The organism is Ruania albidiflava DSM 18029, from assembly GCF_000421225.1.
In the GTDB taxonomy this organism is placed as follows: domain Bacteria; phylum Actinomycetota; class Actinomycetes; order Actinomycetales; family Beutenbergiaceae; genus Ruania; species Ruania albidiflava.
In genome coordinates this window covers 41,154-59,793 of sequence record NZ_ATWL01000018.1, presented here as the reverse complement: position 1 = coordinate 59,793, position 18,640 = coordinate 41,154, and the positions used below count along the sequence as shown (strand labels likewise).

16 protein-coding genes are annotated in these 18,640 nt (G+C 69.3%); 12 read left to right on the top strand and 4 right to left on the bottom strand.

Annotation, left to right across the window (positions count from 1 at the left end; all coding sequences use genetic code 11):
• The coding region (locus K338_RS0116355; protein WP_022919240.1) for an integrase core domain-containing protein at window positions 1–378 on the top strand (378 nt) is incomplete at its 5' end.
• Between the two features lie 28 nt (window positions 379–406).
• Here the strand turns inward: K338_RS0116355 and K338_RS23425 are convergent.
• Entirely contained in the window at window positions 407–1,168 is a 762-nt protein-coding gene (locus K338_RS23425) for a polysaccharide deacetylase family protein (protein ID WP_022919239.1), read from the bottom strand.
• A 234-nt stretch (window positions 1,169–1,402) separates the two neighbouring features.
• On the opposite strand from K338_RS23425, the gene K338_RS23420 reads away from it, so the two are divergent.
• The 4 genes from K338_RS23420 (at window position 1,403) to K338_RS25700 (ending at window position 4,896) form a co-directional block, all read left to right on the top strand.
• Window positions 1,403–2,209, top strand: coding sequence for an FCD domain-containing protein (locus K338_RS23420; protein WP_051154929.1), 807 nt, complete (start codon window positions 1,403–1,405; stop codon window positions 2,207–2,209).
• Window positions 2,210–2,609: 400 nt separating this feature from the next.
• Entirely contained in the window at window positions 2,610–3,131 is a 522-nt protein-coding gene (locus K338_RS0116335; protein WP_157612567.1) for a hypothetical protein, read from the top strand.
• Between the two features lie 363 nt (window positions 3,132–3,494).
• Entirely contained in the window at window positions 3,495–4,187 is a 693-nt protein-coding gene (locus K338_RS0116330; RefSeq protein ID WP_022919235.1) for a hypothetical protein, read from the top strand.
• Complete coding sequence (locus K338_RS25700) at window positions 4,177–4,896, top strand: hypothetical protein (RefSeq protein WP_157612565.1); 720 nt, start codon at window positions 4,177–4,179, stop codon at window positions 4,894–4,896. The genes K338_RS0116330 and K338_RS25700 overlap by 11 nt, the downstream gene beginning before the upstream one ends.
• Here the strand turns inward: K338_RS25700 and K338_RS0116320 are convergent.
• On the bottom strand, window positions 4,885–5,892 hold the full coding sequence (locus K338_RS0116320; protein WP_022919233.1) for an IS481 family transposase: 1,008 nt from the start codon (window positions 5,890–5,892) through the stop codon (window positions 4,885–4,887). The genes K338_RS25700 and K338_RS0116320 overlap by 12 nt on opposite strands.
• A gap of 124 nt (window positions 5,893–6,016) precedes the next feature.
• On the opposite strand from K338_RS0116320, the gene K338_RS23415 reads away from it, so the two are divergent.
• From K338_RS23415 to K338_RS23410, 3 genes are all read left to right on the top strand, one after another.
• Window positions 6,017–6,640: a hypothetical protein gene (locus K338_RS23415; protein WP_022919232.1), complete on the top strand. Its 624-nt coding sequence runs from the start codon at window positions 6,017–6,019 to the stop codon at window positions 6,638–6,640.
• Window positions 6,641–6,669: 29 nt separating this feature from the next.
• On the top strand, window positions 6,670–7,074 hold the full coding sequence (locus K338_RS0116310) for an META domain-containing protein (protein WP_022919231.1): 405 nt from the start codon (window positions 6,670–6,672) through the stop codon (window positions 7,072–7,074).
• A 62-nt stretch (window positions 7,075–7,136) separates the two neighbouring features.
• Entirely contained in the window at window positions 7,137–8,999 is a 1,863-nt protein-coding gene (locus tag K338_RS23410; RefSeq protein WP_022919230.1) for a heavy metal translocating P-type ATPase, read from the top strand.
• A gap of 16 nt (window positions 9,000–9,015) precedes the next feature.
• On the opposite strand, the gene K338_RS0116300 is transcribed toward K338_RS23410, so the two are convergent.
• Together K338_RS0116300 and K338_RS0116295 are read right to left on the bottom strand one after the other, a co-directional pair.
• A complete protein-coding gene (locus tag K338_RS0116300) occupies window positions 9,016–12,354 on the bottom strand; it encodes a UvrD-helicase domain-containing protein (RefSeq protein WP_022919229.1) in 3,339 nt (1,112 codons plus the stop codon).
• Window positions 12,351–15,449: a PD-(D/E)XK nuclease family protein gene (locus tag K338_RS0116295; protein ID WP_211218252.1), complete on the bottom strand. Its 3,099-nt coding sequence runs from the start codon at window positions 15,447–15,449 to the stop codon at window positions 12,351–12,353. The genes K338_RS0116300 and K338_RS0116295 overlap by 4 nt, the downstream gene beginning before the upstream one ends.
• 229 nt (window positions 15,450–15,678) lie before the next feature.
• On the opposite strand from K338_RS0116295, the gene K338_RS0116290 reads away from it, so the two are divergent.
• The 4 genes from K338_RS0116290 (at window position 15,679) to K338_RS0116275 (ending at window position 18,637) form a co-directional block, all read left to right on the top strand.
• A complete protein-coding gene (locus tag K338_RS0116290; RefSeq protein WP_022919227.1) occupies window positions 15,679–16,038 on the top strand; it encodes an META domain-containing protein in 360 nt (119 codons plus the stop codon).
• A 16-nt stretch (window positions 16,039–16,054) separates the two neighbouring features.
• Window positions 16,055–16,441 (top strand): hypothetical protein, encoded by a 387-nt coding sequence (locus tag K338_RS0116285; protein WP_022919226.1) that lies wholly within the window; start codon window positions 16,055–16,057, stop codon window positions 16,439–16,441.
• 65 nt (window positions 16,442–16,506) lie between these two features.
• Window positions 16,507–16,914, top strand: coding sequence for a PPOX class F420-dependent oxidoreductase (locus K338_RS0116280; protein WP_022919225.1), 408 nt, complete (start codon window positions 16,507–16,509; stop codon window positions 16,912–16,914).
• Window positions 16,915–17,002: 88 nt separating this feature from the next.
• Entirely contained in the window at window positions 17,003–18,637 is a 1,635-nt protein-coding gene (locus tag K338_RS0116275; RefSeq protein ID WP_022919224.1) for an ABC transporter substrate-binding protein, read from the top strand.
• The last annotated feature ends 3 nt before the right edge of the window (window positions 18,638–18,640 follow it).

Here is an 18,640-nt window from a genome sequence, read left to right as displayed (position 1 = left end):
GCCTCCCGCGGCACTCACCTGGCAGGACTCCGATGCCACAGCGACGCAGGGTCGCAATTCACGTCCCTGCGCTACGGGGAGCGCCTCGCCGAGCTCGGCGCTGTCCCCTCGATCGGGACGGTCGGCGATAGCTACGACAATGCACTGGCCGAGACGGTCAACGGCTACTACAAGGCCGAGCTGATCCGCGGGCCTATCCGCGACGAGCGTGGACCCTGGAAGAGCGTCGAGGACGTCGAGCTGGTCACCCTGGGATGGGTGCACTGGCACAACAATCAGCGCCTGCACGGCTACCTCGACGACCTACCCCCGGTCGAATACGAGCAGGCACACTATGCTGCGCAACGGAACGACCAACCCCTAGTCGGAATCCAATAATCCGAGTCTCCATCGAACCCAGTACGGTTCAATTGTGTAGGCCGATGCTCATCATCTTCGGTCGGTGGGCTCCCTCGGCATAGAGCAAGTCGAAGGCGCGGATCAGATAGGTAGCGAACGAGTCGGCGCCGAAACCGTAACCGTTGATGTACCGCCCGTCGTTGTTGTCAAGGGTGTAGGGCACCACGAGGTGAAGCTGACCCTCGACGTTCTCCCAATACGGGAGGTCGTCGGCGAACGAGTCGGCGTCGTAGCGGAAGCCGCCGGCTTCGACGAGCAGCCTGCGGGTTTGTGGTGACATCCGTCCCGTGTACCACCCGAGCGGCCTGGCGCCAGTTGCCTGCTCGTGCATGGCGATGGCGCGGGTGATGTGATCACGCTCGATAGCCTCGTCGACCTCGGAGTAGTCGATCCAGCGCAGCCCGTGCGAGGTGATCTCCCAGTTCGCTTGCTGCATCGCGGCCACCGCCTCGGGATTACGCTTAAGTGCCTCGGAGATCCCGAAGATCGTCAGTGGCAGGTTGCGTTCGGTGAACGCGCTGTGCAAACGCCAGAAGCCAGCGCGGGATCCGTATTCGTACTGAGATTCCACGTTCAGGTTGCGTAGGTGGGGGATTGCGCGGGTGGGCTCCTCGGTGAGGAAGGCTTCCGACACCGAGTCGCCATGCAGGATGGATCGTTCACCGCCTTCCTCGTAGTTGAGGACGAACTGGACGGCAACGCGCGCCCCGTTCGGCCACTGGGCATGTGGAGGGTCACCGGCGTAACCCTTGAGATCACGTGGATACATTCCAGTTCCTCTCTAGTTGCGTGCCCCATGTCGCCTTGCCCAGCTGGCTCAGGCGAGTCATGCCTGACCGAGGTTCGTCAAAGGTGGCAGACGAGGTCGCGTGTGTCAAGAGCGGTAGCGGACGTTTCCTGGACCAAAGACCAAGAGAGTGCCGCCCACGCGGTTCGATGACGCTTGCCTCTATGGCAGATGTCTGTCAAAGTGTGGTGCACCGAGAACATTGAGGGGTTAAGCATGACGAATGACCGCGAGGCGACAATGAGAGCGCTGCTGACGGTGCTCGCCAGCGCCCCGGGGCCGATAGGAACTCGATCAGCTCGACTGGCGCTGCTGGAGGTGGGCATCGATGTCAGTGAGTCGTCGGTGTCGCGGCGCCTGCGCGAGCTTGATGAGCGTGGCTGGACTGTGCCGATGGGTGCCAAGGGTCGAGTGATCTCGGCTGAGGGTCGACGCCGTCACACTGAGCTCGAATTCTCGGACCGGACGACCGAGTCGCTGGGACGTGTCGTGGATGTACGCGATGTGCGTGATCTTCTCGATCTCCTCCATGCGCGCAAGGCGGTCGAGAGCGCCGCCGCCGCGGACGCTGCTCGACATGCAGAGCAGGCAGACATTGATGAACTCTGGGAGCTGGTAGGGCGTCATCGCGATGCTGTCGGGACGATGGAGCTGACGCAGCAACCAGGGCTCGGTCTGCATCGCAAGATCGCCGCAATTGCGCCTAATCGGATGCTGAAGATGCTCACCGGGTTCGTTCTCGCACCTCATCTTGACCGTGTGGAAGCAGTCCTGGACATCGTGCTGGGGGCGCATGACAACCAGGACGCGGTAGTCGCCGAGCATGCCGCCATCGTCGATGCGATCGCGACGGGTGATGCCGGCCGGGCGGAGAAGGTGATGGGGCAGCACTTTGACGCCATGATCGGCGCCGGAGAGAAGCTGCTCGACGGGGAGAGTGCATCTGTTGTCACGCGTCTGCTGAACTGGATGGACGCAACGTCAGTGGACGGGCGCGCGCGTAGTGGGGAGGTACCCGCGTGAAGCGCGCGACGAGCGCTGGTGTAGCGGCCTTCGGTTCTATTCTTGCTCGATTGGCCTCGGTTAGTGGGACCACCTGCGGTGCCACATCACACATGATGACCTGATGACGGCGTGCGAGCACCAGGTTGGGCGCCCGCATCGGTCCGGCAGTCCCATGCGGTCTCCAAGACCGCCCGGGTCCGGGAGTGAACAATCAGCACAAGCAGTGCACGGCAAAAGGCTTACCAAGTGCGTCAGGCGCTGGCTGCCATCTAGAAGAAGGAGAGATCGCGATGCCCACGCATCTCGAATTCCCATCGGTCTCCTGGCTCGAGGCTCACGCATCGAAGCGAGCGACGGCCTCGAGACGCTGGCCAACGAGGTCCACGACCTCGTGCAGCGCTTGCTAGCCTCACCTCCCGTGACGACAACACGCCGCCCCGCCCGCGGCCTTGTTCTTGCCGGTGCCGCAGGTCTTGTGCTCGCCCTCGCGGCTTGTTCCGAGCCCGAACGTCTGGAGCTCGGCGCGGCCGCACCACTGGAAGCCACCGACCCGCTCGGCGTGGACTTCGCCGTGCTCTCGGTGACCGAGTCCACCGCGGAGGAGAGCGGACTGACCGGCATCTTTGGCACCGAGCTGAACGGGAACCCGTGGCTGGTCGGCTACCGGCTTGACATCACCTCCGGGACCCGCGAGGACTTCTCCTGGGACGCCGTCACCGACCTGTCGAACGCTGCCTGGACCGCCACGACCGACAAGACCGACTTCCAGGCCAGCGGCCCCGGCGGTTCAGCCGCATCGGAGATCCCGTGCCCGGAGCAGGGCACCGAGGTGGTCGAGCCGGTGCTGATGTATGGCTGCCAGGTGTTCGTGATCCCCGAGGGTCAGCAGATCCAGTCGATCACTGTGGAGGACGTGGCCACCTGGGCCGTGGAGGAGTGAGCCGGCCGGGTCAGAGCTCAAGAGCCACCAGAGCAACGGAACAGCGAGCAGGGCGAATGTCGCCAGGGCCGCAACCATGGCCGCACCCTGGAACTGTGCGTCGAAGATCTCGAGCCCGAACGCGCCTTCCGGGATCGTCACTACCCCAGCCCAGCCAGGAGGAGAGCCAGCGACCCCCACTCACGCTCAGAGATGAGGCGATCCTCTCAAACCCAGGTGGCTACGCTCCGCCGTCGGAGGTAACGGCCATCCCACCGCCGATCGACCGTGTCCGGCTGTGCGGACTCGCGCGGGTAGTGGCGTCGAGTCGGCAGGCTCCGATGCTGACCGGGAATGTCACTGGTCGCTGGTTCAATCCGAACCATGAAGAAGATCACGATCATTGGAGCGGCGTTGTTGCTGCTCGTGGGATGCGCACCAGCGGTCGAGGACGCCGCAGCGCCGACGCCGACGGCGACCGCTTCACGCTCGGAAGCCTCATCGCCGGAGAAGTCGACGCGCCAGTCCGAGACGCCCGGCTCCGACGGAAGCGAGGCTGAGTCCCCTGAGGCCCACACCGAACCGACAGAAGAGGCGACGGTGGATGAGTACGGCGTCTCCGAGGAGACCGATCACGGGCTGCTGCTGAAGGACGTCGGTCAGCTTGCGGGACTAGTGTCGGCCTACGACGAGGAAACCGTGGTTCAGTTCACGCTCACAGATATTGTGCTGGATCTCGAGTGCACGTCGGAGTGGCCGGACCAGCCTGAGAACGGCCACTACGTCGGTCTGCACTTCGAGGTCGAGACCTTTCCGCGTCTAGCGGACGAGCCGGAGCCGCAGCTGTTCATGTCGAGCTTTGACTTTGTGGCTTGGGACGATTCCGGACGACGGGTGAACGGCCCGGCACCGATCGGTATGTGCCTCGACCCTAGCGACGAGATCCCCAGCCCAGTGGGTCCGGCTGAGACGCTCGAAGGCTGGGTGGTGCTGGATGTGCCGACAACGAGTGGGACGGTCGGATACGTGCCCAACGGGATCGGCTATGGAGGCTGGGAATGGCGGTATGACGGGTAAGGCCGATCCCTTCGCCGCCTTGACAGACAGTTTCGCTAATACGAAACTATCTGTTATGTCCCTTCTTGGTGTGCAAGAAGCTGCCGTGCGCCTGTCGGTGTCGGTGCGACAGGTGCAGCATCTGGTTGCGCTCGGCGAGCTGCATCAGGTCGCCAGGGGGCTCGTGGACGAAGCGTCGGTGGAGCGCCTTCGTCTCGTTCGTGGCGCATCACCCCGCCGCGCCTGGGCTCCGGCGACCAGCTGGGGCGCGGTGGCGATTCTCCTAGGACACACACCAGACTGGATGGGAGCTACCCAGCGGTCGCGCCTGCGAGCTCGTCTGCGTGATCTGACCGTCGACGGGCTTGTGGAGCGGACTCGCGAACGTGCGCACGCGGTGCGCTATCGCGCCCACCCGACCACGGCGTCCCGGTTGGAGAAGGAGATTGTCTCGACCGCCGAGCAGGCGGCGGCACTCGGCCTCGCTTCCGGAGGGAGCGTCGATGGTTACATACAGAGCGGCTCCCTCGACGAGCTCGTCGCCCGCCATGGACTCATCCGTGACACGGAGGGGCAGGTGACTCTGCGCGCCACCGACTTTCCGATCCGGACCGTCGGCGAGCTTGCCCAGCATGGCGTTGTCCTTGCCGCACTGGATCTTGCGGAGTCCCTCGATGTCCGTGAACGGCGCGCAGGGACCGATGGCCTGGCGCGCGCTCTAGATGTATGAGGTCATGACGTTGTCTACACGTTCGTGGACTCGGCTGGCCGGTGGCTGATCTGCACAGGCGGTATGAGGCCGATGATAGTTGTAGTGATGGACCCACACCCCGATCGCTCTCCTGCGGGCCTGCTCGGACTCATAGACGCGGGCATAGAGGCATTCCTCGGCAAGGAGTCGCTGGTAGCGTTCGACTTTCCCGTTATGCCGCGGCGTGTACGCCCGTGTCCGCTGGTGCCGCGAGGCATGCGACTGCACAGCTCTGACGAAGCGTGAGGCCCGGTAGTTCGCGCCGTTGTCCGTCACGACGCGGATGAGGCGGGTGATGCCGTGGGCTGCGAAGTACGCGCGAGCCCGGGCGAAGAACCCGATCGTGGTCTGGGCGGTCTCGTCTTCGAGTGCTTCGGTGTACGCCAGTCGGGAGTACCCATCGATGGCCGAGTGCAGGTAGGTGTATCCGACGCGCTGCTTGTGAGCGCGCTTGGACGCCAGTGCTTTGTTGCTGCCGCGTCCGTGTGCCCACCAGCCGCCCCCGTCGGGGATCTTGCCGACTTTCTTCACGTCCATGTGGAGCATGTGGCCGGGGAACCTGGCGGTGATCGTTCCGACCTGCCGGTTGTTCTCTCCTGTGGGGTCGAGGTCGCGACGCCGGCCGATCCCGAGTCGCTTCAGCCACCGGGATACCGTGCGCAGGCAGCAGTGGTGGCCGAGGTGGGCCAGTTCGTGGTGGATGCGGCGGGCCGACCACTTGTGATCGCGACGCCAGCGATCGATGAGCTCCAGCATCTCCAGGGGGATTCGTGTGGGGCGGGCTGCTGGTGCGCTGGAGCGGTCTTCAAGCCCGTCGGCGCCTTCGGCCCGATAGCGGGCCACCCATTTCGTGAGTGTGGAGCGGGCGATGCCGGCTTCAGCGGCGACGTGAGCGATGGGCCGGCCGCCTGCGAGGACGCGGGTGACGAGGCGCTGTCTTCCTTCCGGGGTCAGTGGGGCGTTAGCGTGGGTCATCGGAGCGGGTCTCTTTCTGCTGGATGGTTGCTTAGACACCACCCATCGTGCAGTCCAGGGGCCCGTTCCTTCATCCCCGCTCGGTGACTACAACGTCATGACCCACAACATCTAGAGGACTTCCGTGGCCGAGCGTGAGGAGATCAACGTGGGCGCTCCACCAGGTGGTTGGGGCGCGCCGTGGCCGCTGGTCGCGGAGATCGAGTCGGTGGTGCCCCACGAGCACTGGACTCTCGTCGGTGGACTCATGGCCCAGCTGTACAGCATCGACCGCGGCATCGCCGTCGTGCGGCCGACGGACGACGTCGACATGGTGGTGCACATAGAGACACGGCGCGGTGTACCGAACATGGTGGCCCGCGCCCTCGAGTCCATCGGATTTGTGTTCCAGCCGTCGATTGACGACCGTTCCGGCCATGGCCACAGATTCGCGAGGGTGGCGCCATCCGCGGGGGTGACAGCTGAGCGCGACGAGACGGTCGACGTCCTGATCGCAGACCATCCGGCGCCGCGTGTTGTCGAGAGACTGCATGGCCGGACGATGGTGGGAATCGAAGGCGGGACCCAGGCACTCCGGCGTACGGTGAACGCACCCGTGGAGATCGTCTCAGGCCGTGTCACGACGGTCAGCGTCCCGTCGCCGTTCGGTGCGGTGATCCTGAAAGCGGCTGCGTACCGAACGGACTCCCGTGGCTCAGTCGCTAGCGGAATGGGGCGCACGCGACCACCCGTCCCTGTCCACCTGTGAGAACGCCGCAACAGCGCGATGATAGAGACGTGTGCCCGAGACGCGGACGCACTTTCGGGCTAGGAGGCCTCTACATACGCGCCATCCGTCAGGTTCTCGCTCTGGTCGCCGTCGCTCTGCTGGCGACGATCACCGCGTGCGGCACCATCACCAACCCGGCCATCGGCACCTGGGGAACCGGAGCGGACGGTCAACCCCAGCTGAAGCTGACCCACGAGGGCGTGGTCAGCGGCACCGACGGGTGCAACAGCATCAAGGGCACCTGGGCAGAAGAGGGCAGCACCGTCACCTTCTACAACTTCTACACCACCAAGATGGCCTGCCCGGATGTGGACGTCTGGCTCACCGACCCCGCCACCGCCACCCTGGACGGCGACACCCTGCACATCCTCAGCAGCGACGGCACCGAGCTGGGCAGCCTGGAACGTTCCTGACCCTCCCGTCCGCCGGCTGCTGATGCGGGGCACGATCAGCTGCGCTCTGCTTGAATGGCAGCATGTGGACGTGGGTGCGGCGCTATCCGCTGGTGGCCTCGACCCTGGTTGCCGGCCTGGTGGTCCTGCTGCTCGCACTGCTCGGCCTGCCGGTCGCCGCCCAGGTGACCGCCACCGTCTACGTGGCCGGGATCGTGCTGGGGACCGCGGTGGACATGGTGCGCGACATCCTCCGCGGCCACTGGGGCCTGGACGTGCTGGCCGTGGTGGCGATGGTCGCCACCCTCGCCGTAGGGGAGTACGTGGCAGCACTGGTCGTCGCGCTCATGCTCACCGGCGGCGAAGCCTTGGAAGACTACGCGGCCCTACGGGCCCGGCGGGAGCTGACCGCCCTGCTGGACCGCGCACCCGAGGTCGCCCACCTGCTTGCCCGCGGCACCGATACGCACGGTGAGAACCAGGCCGAGGTGACCTCCGCCGTCGAGGACATCCCCGCTGAACAGGTGGAGATCGGGGATCTCCTGCTGGTCCGACCCGGCGAGATCGTGCCGGTGGACGGGACGCTGCTCACCGATCGCGCCTCCTTCGACGAGTCCTCGCTGACCGGTGAGCCGCTGCCGGTCACCCGCGGGGCCGGTTCGGAGGTGCTTTCCGGGGCGGTGAACGGTGCCCGCGCCGTACGTCTGCGTGCCCTGCGCCGCAGCGCGGACTCCCAGTACCAGCAGATCCTCGCCCTGGTGCGCGAGGCGGAGGAGGCCAAGGCACCGATCGTGCGCCTGGCCGACCGGTACGCCGTGCCGTTCACCGTGTTCGCGCTGCTGCTGGGCGGGGTGGCGTGGGCAGTCTCCGGCACCCCGGTGCGGTTCGCCGAGGTGCTGGTGCTGGCCACACCGTGCCCGTTGCTGATCGCCGCCCCGGTGGCCTTCCTGGGCGGGATGTCCCGCACCGCCAAGAGCGGCGTGATCGTCAAGGGCGGGCCCGTGCTGGAGACGCTCGCCCGGGCCCGGTCGGCAGCGTTCGACAAGACCGGCACGCTCACCCGCGGCCGGCCCGAGCTGGTGGCCGTGCACGCGGCAGCAGAGCTCGACGGCGATCGTCTCCTGGCGTTGGCCGCCTCGGCGGAGCAGTACTCCTCGCACGTGTTCGCCGCCGCGATCGTCACTGCCGCGAAGGAGCGGGGCCTGCCGGTGGTCGCTGGCACCGCGGCCCGCGAGCACGCCACCCACGGGGTGCAGGCGGACATCGACGGGCAGACGGTCCGGGTGGGCAAGCTCGCCTTCATCCAGGAGGTCGACCCGGGGGCCGCCGCGACGGACGTGCCGGTCGGTCAGGCGGTGGCGTACGTGTCCGTGGCCGGACGCTACGCCGGCGCCCTCGCGCTGGCGGACGCACCCCGGGAGGAAGCCCCCAGCGTGCTGGCCTGGCTGCACCAGCACGGGGTGGCCACCACCGTGATGCTCACCGGTGATGCCCGGGCCACGGCCGAGGCCGTGTCCGCTGCGGTCGGCACCCAACGCGTGCACGCCGAGCTGCTCCCGCAGGACAAGGTGCGCCTGCTGCGCGAGCTGGAGCCGAGACCGGTGCTCATGGTCGGCGACGGCGTGAACGACGCCCCCGTGCTGGCCTCCGCGGACGTGGGGATCGCGATGGGCGCCCGCGGTGCCACCGCCGCCGGGCAGGCAGCCGATGCGGTGATCCTGCGCGACGACCTCACCGGGGTGGTGGACACGGTGCGGATCAGCCGGCACACCGTGCGGGTGGCGCTCACCGCGATCTGGATCGGCATCGTGCTGTCCGTGGGGCTGATGCTCATCGCCACCACCGGCGCGATCCCGGCCGTGGTGGGCGCCCTCACCCAGGAGCTGGTGGACCTGGCCACCATCCTGTACGCCCTGCGCGCCCGCAGCGCACCCGGCCGGGACTGAGGCTGGGCCAGCGCGGTCAGCCCACCGGCGCCGGTACCGCCGCCGCCTCCGGGTGCAGGAACAGCAGCATCCCGGCCACCTGCGCGCCGGTGGCATCACTCAGGCACCGCCGGTAGGCCTGCACCTGGGCGCGGTAGTAACCCGCCCGGGCCTCGATCGCAGCGGCCCGGACCGCATCGGTCTTGTAGTCGACGACCATCAGGGTGCCGTCGTCCTCCCGGTAGACCAGGTCCACATACCCCTCCAGCACCTGCCCCGCCCCGGCGAGCTCGGCGCCGTCCTCGGTGCGCAGCGCACCGTCGGTGGCCACCGTGCCCAGGTACACCTCCCGCCAGTGCTCCCGGACCGCCGCCCGCTGCACCACCTCGGACCCCAGCGCCGAGCGCACCAGGGCGGCGACCAGCTCCTCCTGCCCGGTCACCCCCTCGGCCACACACTGCGCCGCCACCACGTCAGCCAGCCCGGCACCACTGGCCAGGTCGACCACCTGCAGCACCCCGTGCACCGCCCGCCCGACCGCCGAGCCGTAGCGGCCCTTGGACCAGGCGGGGAGCATCAGGTCCCGCACCCCCTTCGCCTCACCGTCCTGCGGCTCCGGGTCCGCGGCGAGCACCACCTCCGGTTCGGTGCCCTCCAACCCGCTCGCGCTCTGCGCCGGCACCACCGCCGAGGCCTCCCGTGCCGCCTGCACGCCGGCCAGCCACTCCTGCCACTCCGGGGGCGGAGCCACCGGCACCGGCGCAGCCGGCGGTGCCTCGACCCCCTCGCCACGGAACGGCACCGCACCCGCCGCAGCAGCGCCGTCCGCCTCGGCGATCCACCGGGCCGCGATCTCGCTCTCCGGTTTCTCGCCCCGGTGCAAGGAGACCACCAGGTGGTCCCGCGCGCGAGTGGCCGCCACATACAGCAGCCGCCGCTTCTCCTGCTCGTCCATCGACTCGTCCACCGGGGCCGCCGCGGCGAAGTCCTCGGTGGCCATCTGCGCAGAGAACCGCACCTCATAGCCGCCGTCGGCCGGCCAGAGCAGCCGCACCCCGCGCGGACGGTTCGGCCGCGCCGAGGTGCCGGAGAGGACCACGATCGGGAACTCCAGCCCCTTCGCCGCGTGGATGGTCAGCACCCGCACCGTGTCCAGGTCCGTCTCCGGCAGCACCGACTCCGCCACCCGGGTGGTGTCCTGCCCCTGCTGCGCCGCCCAGTCCAGGTACGCCCGCAGGCCGCCGCGGGAGGTCTGTGCCCACGCCCGTGCCTGGTCCACCACGAACCGCAGCCGCCGCCACGCATCCCGCGACCGCGGCCCAGAACCGGCCAGCTCGTACATCCGCCGGTCGGCCACGATCGCCGCCAGCAGCTCGCTCGGGGTCATCCACCGGGACCGGTGGTGCAGCCGGCGCAGGTAGGCCAGCGCATCGGCCACCGGCCCGGACCCACCCTCCACCTCGGAGTAGATCCGGATGCTGCCACCAGCCTGCCGCCACGCCCACAGGTCATCGTCCCCGCAGCCGAACAGCGCCGAACGCAGCGCCGCCAGCAGGGAGAGCTGGTCGGTGGGGTCGGCCACCGCCCGCGCGCACGCCAGCAGCGCCCGGATCTCGCTCGCGTGGTACACCAGCGAGCTGGCCTCCGCCCGGTAGGGGACACCCGCCCCGTCCAGGGCGTCCTCCAGGTAGGGCAGGCTGGTGCGGGAGGGCACCAGCACCGCGATGTCGCTGGCCCGGGCCGGGCGCCACCGGCCGGTCTTCGCATCGCACACCTGCCAGGGCTCACTCAGCGCCTGCCCGATCACACCGGCCACGTCGGCCGCCTCCCAGGTGCGCAGCGCGTCCACCTTCGGCGCGCCCGGGTGCTGCTCGGCGCCCAGGATGGTCACCGCCGGTCCGGCGCCGGTGGCCTCACGGTGCCAGCGCAGCTCCTCGTACGCCGGCTGCTGGTGCCCGTCGGCCACGATCAGCCGGCCGAACACCGCGTTCACCCACTCCACCACCGGGCGCACCGTGCGGAAGTTCGTGGTCAGGCTGACCGGTTCCCCCAGGTGGGTCTGGGCACCGAGGTAGGTGGCGATGCTCGCCCGCCGGAACCGGTAGATCGACTGCTTGGCGTCCCCGACCACGAAGATCCGCCCCGGCGGCACCGCCACGTCCTGCCAGTGCGCCGCCCCGCCGGCAGCACCGGCCGCGATCCGCACCGCCAGCTCGATCTGGATCGGGTCGGTGTCCTGGAACTCGTCCAGCAGCAGCCGCTGGTAGCGCTCGTGCAGCCGCTGGCGCACCTGCGGGTTGCGGCGGAGCAGGTCCCGGGCCAGCACCAGCAGGTCGTGGAACTGCAGCCGCCCCTCCCGGCGGCGGGAGTCCGCAGCCTCCAGCACGTGTTCGGCAGCCCACCGGGTGAGCCGCCGCAGGCAGGCGCCCTTCACCCGCGCCACCAACGCACCGGCCTCCTGCACCACGTCGATGTAGGCGTCCTTGACCTGCTGGATGTCCGGCCAGCTGCCCTTGCGGCCAGTGTTGCCGAGCTTGGTGCGCAGTGCGGCGACGGCGGCCAGGGCGAGCGTGCGGGACTCCAGGTCGGTGGCCTCGGTCACCCGCTGCACGAGCACCTGGAGCTGGTGCAGCCGGGCCAGCAGCCGGTCACCCGGGTCCGTGCAGCTCGCCCCCAGGTCGACGGCGGAACGCACCATGGCCTGCCACGTCGCCAGGTCCGGGAGCACCACCGGCTCCGGGTCGCCGACCAGCACCCGGTCGGCGATCAGGTCCCAGTCCGCGTCCAGGGCCCGGACCAGGGCACGCACCTGGTCGAACGTGATCCCCAGGGTCAGGCCGAGCAGCAACGGTTCGGCGATCTCGTCATCGTCCAGCAGGGCCCGTTGCAGCTCGCGCCACCGGTCCTCGAACGCCACCGACGAGCCGACCTCGTCCAGCACCTCCAGCAGCGGCGGCAGGCCGGCCTCGATCGGGTGCTCCAGCAGGATCCGCTGGGCGAAGGAGTGCAGGGTGCCGATCGCGGCGCCGTCCAGGTCCTCCAACGCACGGGCGGCAGCCTCCCGGTGCGCGCCGGACCCGTGCTGCCACGCCTGCTCCAGGTCCGCCCGGAGCCGGTCGCGCAGCTCCGCCCCGGCCTTCTCCGTGAAGGTGACGGCCGCTACGTGAGCCAGCGCTACGCCGTCGTGCAGCACCAGGTGCCGGATGCGGTGCACCAGCGCGCGGGTCTTGCCCGACCCGGCACCAGCGTTCACGAACAGGGTGGCGTCAGTGGCGTGGGCGATCCGGTCCCGGGCGGCCTGGTCGTGCAGCATCCGGGTGCCCGACTGGTCGGCGGTGCTGCTGGCTGCGCCGGTCGCAGCAGGTCGGGTGCTCATACCGGGTCTCCTGTCGCATCCGGGTCGATCGTGGCCACCAGCTCGGCGAGCACCGGGTCGTGCCGCTTGCGCTCCCAGCCGGCGCGCACCTCCGCGTGGCCGAGCCGGTCGGGGTTGCAGTACGGGCACTGCACCCAGGCGAAGTCCGCCTTCTCCGGTGCCTTCGGCGGGAACAACCCGGAGGAGATGGAGCGGGCGAGCAGGCTCAGCGCGGCCGCATGCTGGGTGGTGACGGCCTCGTTCAACGGCAGCTCGATGCGCCCGGGCTCCTTGCGCACGAACCAGTACTGCGCCCGCACCTGCTGCGCATCGCCACCGAAGGCCTGCTGGGCGGCGTGCGCGTACACCGGCAGCTGTAGCTTCGTGCCGCCGACCACCGGGTCCGCCTCGCTGATGCCGGCGAAGCGGCTCCGGCGGCCGGTCTTGATGTCGGTCACGTACACGGTGCCGTCCCGGGCCTGGTCCACCTTGTCCGCCCGCCCGCGCAGCAGCACCCGCCCGCCGGGTGCCGTGATCTCCACCGGGTCTGCGCCGTCCAGGCCGAACGGCAGCTCACTGGCCACCACCTTGGCGTCCAGCTCAGCGCGCCACCGGTCGTCCTCGGTAAGCATCACCTCCAGGTCGGCCAGGATGCGCTGCCGTTCCCGCTGCCACATCCGCGGGTGCCCGGTCAGGCCGCGGACGGTGTACTCCTCGGCCAGCCGGGCGGCGATCTGCCCCAGCTGTGCCCGGTGCTCCTTCGTCCACGGCTGGCCGTACCCGGGCAGGGTGCCGGCCTGCTTCGCGGTGGTGATCAGCTCGTCGATGCTCTCGTGGATCAGGTTGCCGATGTCCGCCGGGGAGATCTCCACCACGTCCTCCGGGTTCTCCACCGGACTGACCCGCAGCAACCGTTCGGCGAAGAACGCGTGCGGGCACGTGGCATAGGACTCCAGCGCGGTGGGGGAGACGCGCAGCTCGTCCACCAGGTAGTCCGGCAGACCGTCCTGCCCGCTGAGGTTGCCGTCGTAGCGGGTGAAGTCCCGGCTGGCGCGCGCCTCGGTCAGCGCCACCGCCGCGCGCAGCACCTCGTCCGGCAGATCCTCACCGGCGGCCACGGTGCGCACCCGCCACTCCTGCTCGGTGGCCAGCGTCTCGGTGCTCAGCAGCTCGCCGGCGAAGGAGCTGGAGGAGCGCACGGCGGTGTAGCCCACCGTGTCCCACTCGGTCGCGGCGAGCCGGGGGTTGCCGGACAGGTGGCGCAGCGTGGGCAGCAGGAACCGGCTGGGCAGCCTCCCGGTGGCCGAGCGCAGGTCCCCGCGCGGGAAGGACGCCACGGCGTGCCGCGCGGAACCCAGGGCGATGAGCAGGCAACGCTGCGCGGTGTCCACCTGCTCGCGCAGCTCCGGCAGCTCTCCGCCGGTGCGGGCACGGACCTCCTCGGGCAGCAGCGGGTCGGGGGTGATGCGGCCCGGATAGAGGTCCTCGGCCAGACCGAGCACGAACACCACGTCCAGGTCCAGCCCGGGCGCCTGCGAGACCGGCCCCACGAACACGCCCTCACCGAACCGGCCCACCCGGTCGATCGCGCCCTCCAGACCCAGGTCGAGGATCTGCCGCAGCGCGGCCAGGCCGGGGCTCGGGTCCACCCCGTCGAGGGCGGCGATCCCGTCCAGCATCGTCAGCAGCGTGGCGACGGCGTACTGCTCCTCGGGTGGCAGACGCACCAGCTGCTCCTCGGAGCCGAGCAGGGTCCGCAGCAGCTCCTGGCTCCAGGTGGCCAGCTCGCGCCAGCTGGTCAGAGCCTCGGCACGGGCGAGCTCGGTGCGCAGCCGGGTGCTGAAGGCGCGCAGTGCCTCCGCAGTGGCGACCTGGTTCTGGCCGCGTTCGATGAGCCAGTCGCGCGGGTCGTCCGCGGCGGCCTCGACCTCCAGACGCCGGCGCTCCTCGGTGATGTAGTCATCGATCCGGTCGGCCCAGTGGTCACCGGCCACCACGCCGGCGCTGCGGGAGAGGCGCTCCCACGCTGAGACCGGGATGCGGGCGCCGGTGAAGTCGCGTGCGGGGGCGTTGGCCAGCGCCCGGAACAGGTCCCCGCGGGCCAGGTCCCGGTCGGCGAGGGAGAGCACCTCGATCAGCAGCCGGGCCGTGGCCCGCTCGGCGACCGGGCGGGCGCCGGGGCCGTTGATCGTGACCCCGACAGCGGTGAGGTGCTCCTGCAGCAACCGGGCGTAGGGGTCCGCGCTGGCATACAGCACCCCGATCCGGTGAGCGGGGGTACTGCGCAGAGTGGTGAGCACCTCGCGGACCACACAGCGCACCTCGTCGTCGGAGTCGGAGGCGTGGATGACCCGGTCAGCAGTGCGGGGTGCGGCGGCCGCCTGGCTGGTGACCTGGCCACCGGCAGCGCGCACAGCGTCGAGCACGGGAGCATCGGCCCGGTCGGCGCCGGTACGCCCAGCGATCACCACGAGGTCGGTCCGCTCTGCCAGGGCGCGCAGGAAGTCGATCTCCGGTGGGGTGAGCAGCTGGGGCAGGTAGAGCACCACCGTGCCCAGCTCAGCGCAGGCCTCCTGCGCGCGGTCCAGCAGGTCGCGGCGGTCGTACCAGTCCGGGGCCAGGCGGGCTACGACCCGCCGGTGCAGGTCGACCACGTCCGCGCTCACCCCGCCGGCAGCGGCGATCTCATCCAGCGCCGCCGCTGAGACGGTGCGCAGGCGTTCGTGCGCGGCAGCTACGGCCTGCACCGTGGCCGGGTGGGTGGCGACCTCACCGAGACCGGCGGGGTCCTCGGCGAGCGTGCGCCGCCACGCACCGGAGAGGACCGGGCCGGTGGCCGGGCGCCGCGGGGCGAGCAGGTGGGCGGCCAGCCGCTCCGCCAGCCGCGGCACCGTGGTTAGCTCGATGCCCGCTACACCGGGGCCGTCGCTGCCCAGCCCGTGGGCAAGATGCCGCCGCACGGCGATCCCGGCCACAGTGTGCGGCACCAGGATCGTCACCGGTGCCATCGGGTCGGTGGACTTGGCGCTGGCGACCACCTCGCGGAGCGCGTCGAGAGCAGCCGGACCGTACTGCGTGACCTGCACCTGCACCGACATTCGCTTCGCAGCTCCCACCTCGACGTCCTACTCGCATCATCGCAGCCCACCCCGACACCGCGCGCGCAGTCCTGCTCCCTCACCGGCACCGAGGCACGTTTGTGACACTGAGGTGCAATTCGCGCACCTCCATGTCGCAGGAGTGCCTCGGTAGTGGGTGCCGCAGGTGTGGGGGTAGGGCGAGGTGGGCCATGATGGGTCTGTGACCCGGGCCGCGGGTGCACCCCCGAGGAGGAGACCCCACCACATGCACATCGTCCGCAGGAGGATCGCCCTGCTCACCGCGTGCCTGCTGGCCCTGCTGGCCACCGGCTGCGGCACCGGAACGGCCAGCTCCCCGGAGGGCACCTGGACCGGACCGGAGGACACCGAACTCGAGCTGGCCGAGGACGGCTCGGTCACCGGCAGCGACGGCTGCAACCACCTCAGCGGCAGCTGGGAGCAGGACGGGGACACCATCGTGTTCTCCGGCATGATCAGCACCCTGATGGCCTGCATGGACGTGGACGTGTGGCTCACCGACCCCAGGAGCGCGACCATCGAGGGCGATACGATGGTCGTCTACGGTCCCGAGGACGCCGAGCTCGGCGAGCTGCAGCGGAGCTGACCGCTACGATCGCCGCATGCCCTCGCTGATCTTCGGCCTCATCGGCGCGGGGCTGACCGCCCTTGCGGTGTGGTTCCGGGTGGGGACGTCGCGGGCAGCGCGCTGGTGGGTCCGGCCCGTCCCGGTCCCGTTCCGCGGCCATGACCCGTGGTGGGCGAAGGAGCACATCGCGTTGGTCGCCGTCCCCTACGTCGCCCAGCTGTTCCTGCTGCTCGCGATCGGGATGCTGCCGCAGTTCCACGAGATGGTGCCGGTGTTCCTGCTGCTGATCGAGATCCTCGTGGGCGGTATCGGTGGCGGGCTGCTTCGGTACCGCTACATCCTGCCGCTGTGGCTGTACCCCGCCTGGCTACGCCCGGTGCGGGCGAAAGAGCGCGACGAGCTGCGCCGTCTGCGGGCATAGCCCCTCGCACCGGGCCACGGCACTGTCACATCGCGAGTGCTGCTGCACGGTGGTACACACAAGGCATGGACACTGACACCGCTCTCCAGTTCCTCCGGGACAACCACCACGCCGTGCTCGCCACCCGCCGCAGCAACGGAGAGGTGCAGCAGTCGCCGGTGCTCGCCGTCGCGCACGAGGGACGGGTGCTGATCAGCACCCGGGAGACGGCGATGAAGGTGCGTCACCTGCGCCGCGACCCACGCGCCTGGCTGTGCGCGATCCCCGACTCCTTCTTCGGCACCTGGGTGCAGATCGCCGGCCCGGTGCAGATCATCTCCTTGCCGGAGGCGATGGACCTGCTGGTCGAGTACTACCGGCTGGCTAACGGCGAGCACGAGGACTGGGACGACTACCGGGCGGCGATGGCGAAGGAGCAGCGGTGCATCGTGGCCATCACCCCGGAGCAGGTCGGCCCGACCATCAGCGGCTGATCCGACGACCCGCGCGGGAGGGTTTCACCCGTCCCACACGCCCGTGTTAGACATTGAGCACAACTCCCATCGACGTGAGGGACTCACCATGTCTTCCATTCGTGCACGACGCCGCACCACCGGGCTGATCGCCGCCGCGGCTGCCACCCTCCTGGCGCTCACCGCCTGCGCCGACACCGAGGACATCGACGGCGGTGGCGACGGGGACGGCGGTGGCGGCATCATCACCGTCGGAACCACCGACACCGTGTTCAACCTGGACCCGGCCGGCGCCTACGACAACGGGTCCCTGGCCGTGTTCGTGCAGGTGTACCCGTTCCTGATGAACACCCCCTACGGCAGCCCGGACGTGGAGCCGGACATCGCCGAATCGGCAGATTTCACCTCACCCACCGAGTACACCGTCACTCTCAAAGAGGGCCTGACGTTCGCCAACGGCAACGAGCTGACCGCCTCGGACGTGAAGTTCAGCTTCGACCGGATGGTCGACATCGCGGACCCGAACGGGCCAGCCTCGCTGCTGGCGAACCTGGAGGAGGTGGAGATGGTCGACGACCTCACCGTGACCTTCCACCTGAAGAACCCGGACGACCAGGTGTTCCCACAGGTGCTGTCCTCCTCCGCCGGGCCGGTTCTGGACGAGGACGTGTTCTCCGCCACCGAGATCACCCCGGCCGAGGAGATCGTGGACGGGGACGCGTTCGCCGGCCAGTACACGATCACCGACTACAACGAGAACGAGCTGGTGCAGTTCGCCCCGTTCGAGGACTATCAGGGCCTGCTCGGACCGGCCGAGAACGACGGCGTCACCCTGTCCTACTACGCCGACGAGACCTCGATGAAGCTCGCCGTGCAGGAGGGCAGCATCGACGTGGCGGCACGGTCACTGAGCCCGACCGACCTGGAGGACCTCTCCGGGAACGAGAACCTCACCATCCACGACGGACCCGGTGGCGAGACGCGGTACATGGTGTTCAACTTCAACACCATGCCCTACGGCGCCGAGACTGAGGAGCCCGACCAGGACAAGGCCCTGGCCGTGCGTCAGGCGATGGCACACCTGATCGACCGGCAGCCGCTGTCCGAGGAGATCTACGCCGGGTCCTACACCCCGCTCTACTCCTTCGTGCCCGAGGGCCTCACTGGCGCCATCGACCCGCTGTTGGAGATGTACGGCGACGGTGAGGGCGGGCCGGACCCGGATCGGGCCGAGCAGGTGCTCGCCGACGCCGGTGTAGAGACCCCGGTGACCTTGAACCTGCAGTACAACTCCGACCACTACGGCAACTCCTCCGACGAGGAGTACGCGATGATCGAGAGCCAGCTGGAGGCCGACGGCCTGTTCGAGGTCGAGCTCTCCCAGACCCTGTGGGACACATACAACAGCCAGCGCACCCAGGACGCCTACCCGGTGTACCAGCTGGGCTGGTTCCCGGACTACTCCGATGCGGACACCTACCTGACCCCGTTCTTCCTGCCGGACAACTTCCTGGTCAACCACTACGAGGACGACGAGGTGACCGATCTGATCCAGCAGCAGGCCACCACGGAGGACCCGGACGAGCGTGCGGCGCTGATCGAGCAGGTGCAACAGTCGGTGGCCGAGGACCTGCCCATCCTGCCGTTCCTGCAGGGAGCGCAGGTGGTGGTCGCGCAGAACGACATCGAGGGGGTCACCCTGGATGCCTCGTTCAAGCTCCGCTTCGCCCCGCTGCACCGCTGACCG

Excerpts from the sequence above, each read along its gene's own strand:
- K338_RS23425 (WP_022919239.1), bottom strand. The coding sequence starts at position 1,168 with ATGTATCCACGTGATCTCAAGGGTTACGCCGGTGACCCTCCACATGCC.
- K338_RS23420 (WP_051154929.1), top strand. The coding sequence starts at position 1,403 with ATGACGAATGACCGCGAGGCGACAATGAGAGCGCTGCTGACGGTGCTC.
- K338_RS0116330 (WP_022919235.1), top strand. The coding sequence starts at position 3,495 with ATGAAGAAGATCACGATCATTGGAGCGGCGTTGTTGCTGCTCGTGGGA.
- K338_RS25700 (WP_157612565.1), top strand. The coding sequence starts at position 4,177 with ATGACGGGTAAGGCCGATCCCTTCGCCGCCTTGACAGACAGTTTCGCT.
- K338_RS0116320 (WP_022919233.1), bottom strand. The coding sequence starts at position 5,892 with ATGACCCACGCTAACGCCCCACTGACCCCGGAAGGAAGACAGCGCCTC.
- K338_RS23410 (WP_022919230.1), top strand. The coding sequence starts at position 7,137 with ATGTGGACGTGGGTGCGGCGCTATCCGCTGGTGGCCTCGACCCTGGTT.
- K338_RS0116300 (WP_022919229.1), bottom strand. The coding sequence starts at position 12,354 with ATGAGCACCCGACCTGCTGCGACCGGCGCAGCCAGCAGCACCGCCGAC.
- K338_RS0116290 (WP_022919227.1), top strand. The coding sequence starts at position 15,679 with ATGCACATCGTCCGCAGGAGGATCGCCCTGCTCACCGCGTGCCTGCTG.
- K338_RS0116285 (WP_022919226.1), top strand. The coding sequence starts at position 16,055 with ATGCCCTCGCTGATCTTCGGCCTCATCGGCGCGGGGCTGACCGCCCTT.
- K338_RS0116280 (WP_022919225.1), top strand. The coding sequence starts at position 16,507 with ATGGACACTGACACCGCTCTCCAGTTCCTCCGGGACAACCACCACGCC.
- K338_RS0116275 (WP_022919224.1), top strand. The coding sequence starts at position 17,003 with ATGTCTTCCATTCGTGCACGACGCCGCACCACCGGGCTGATCGCCGCC.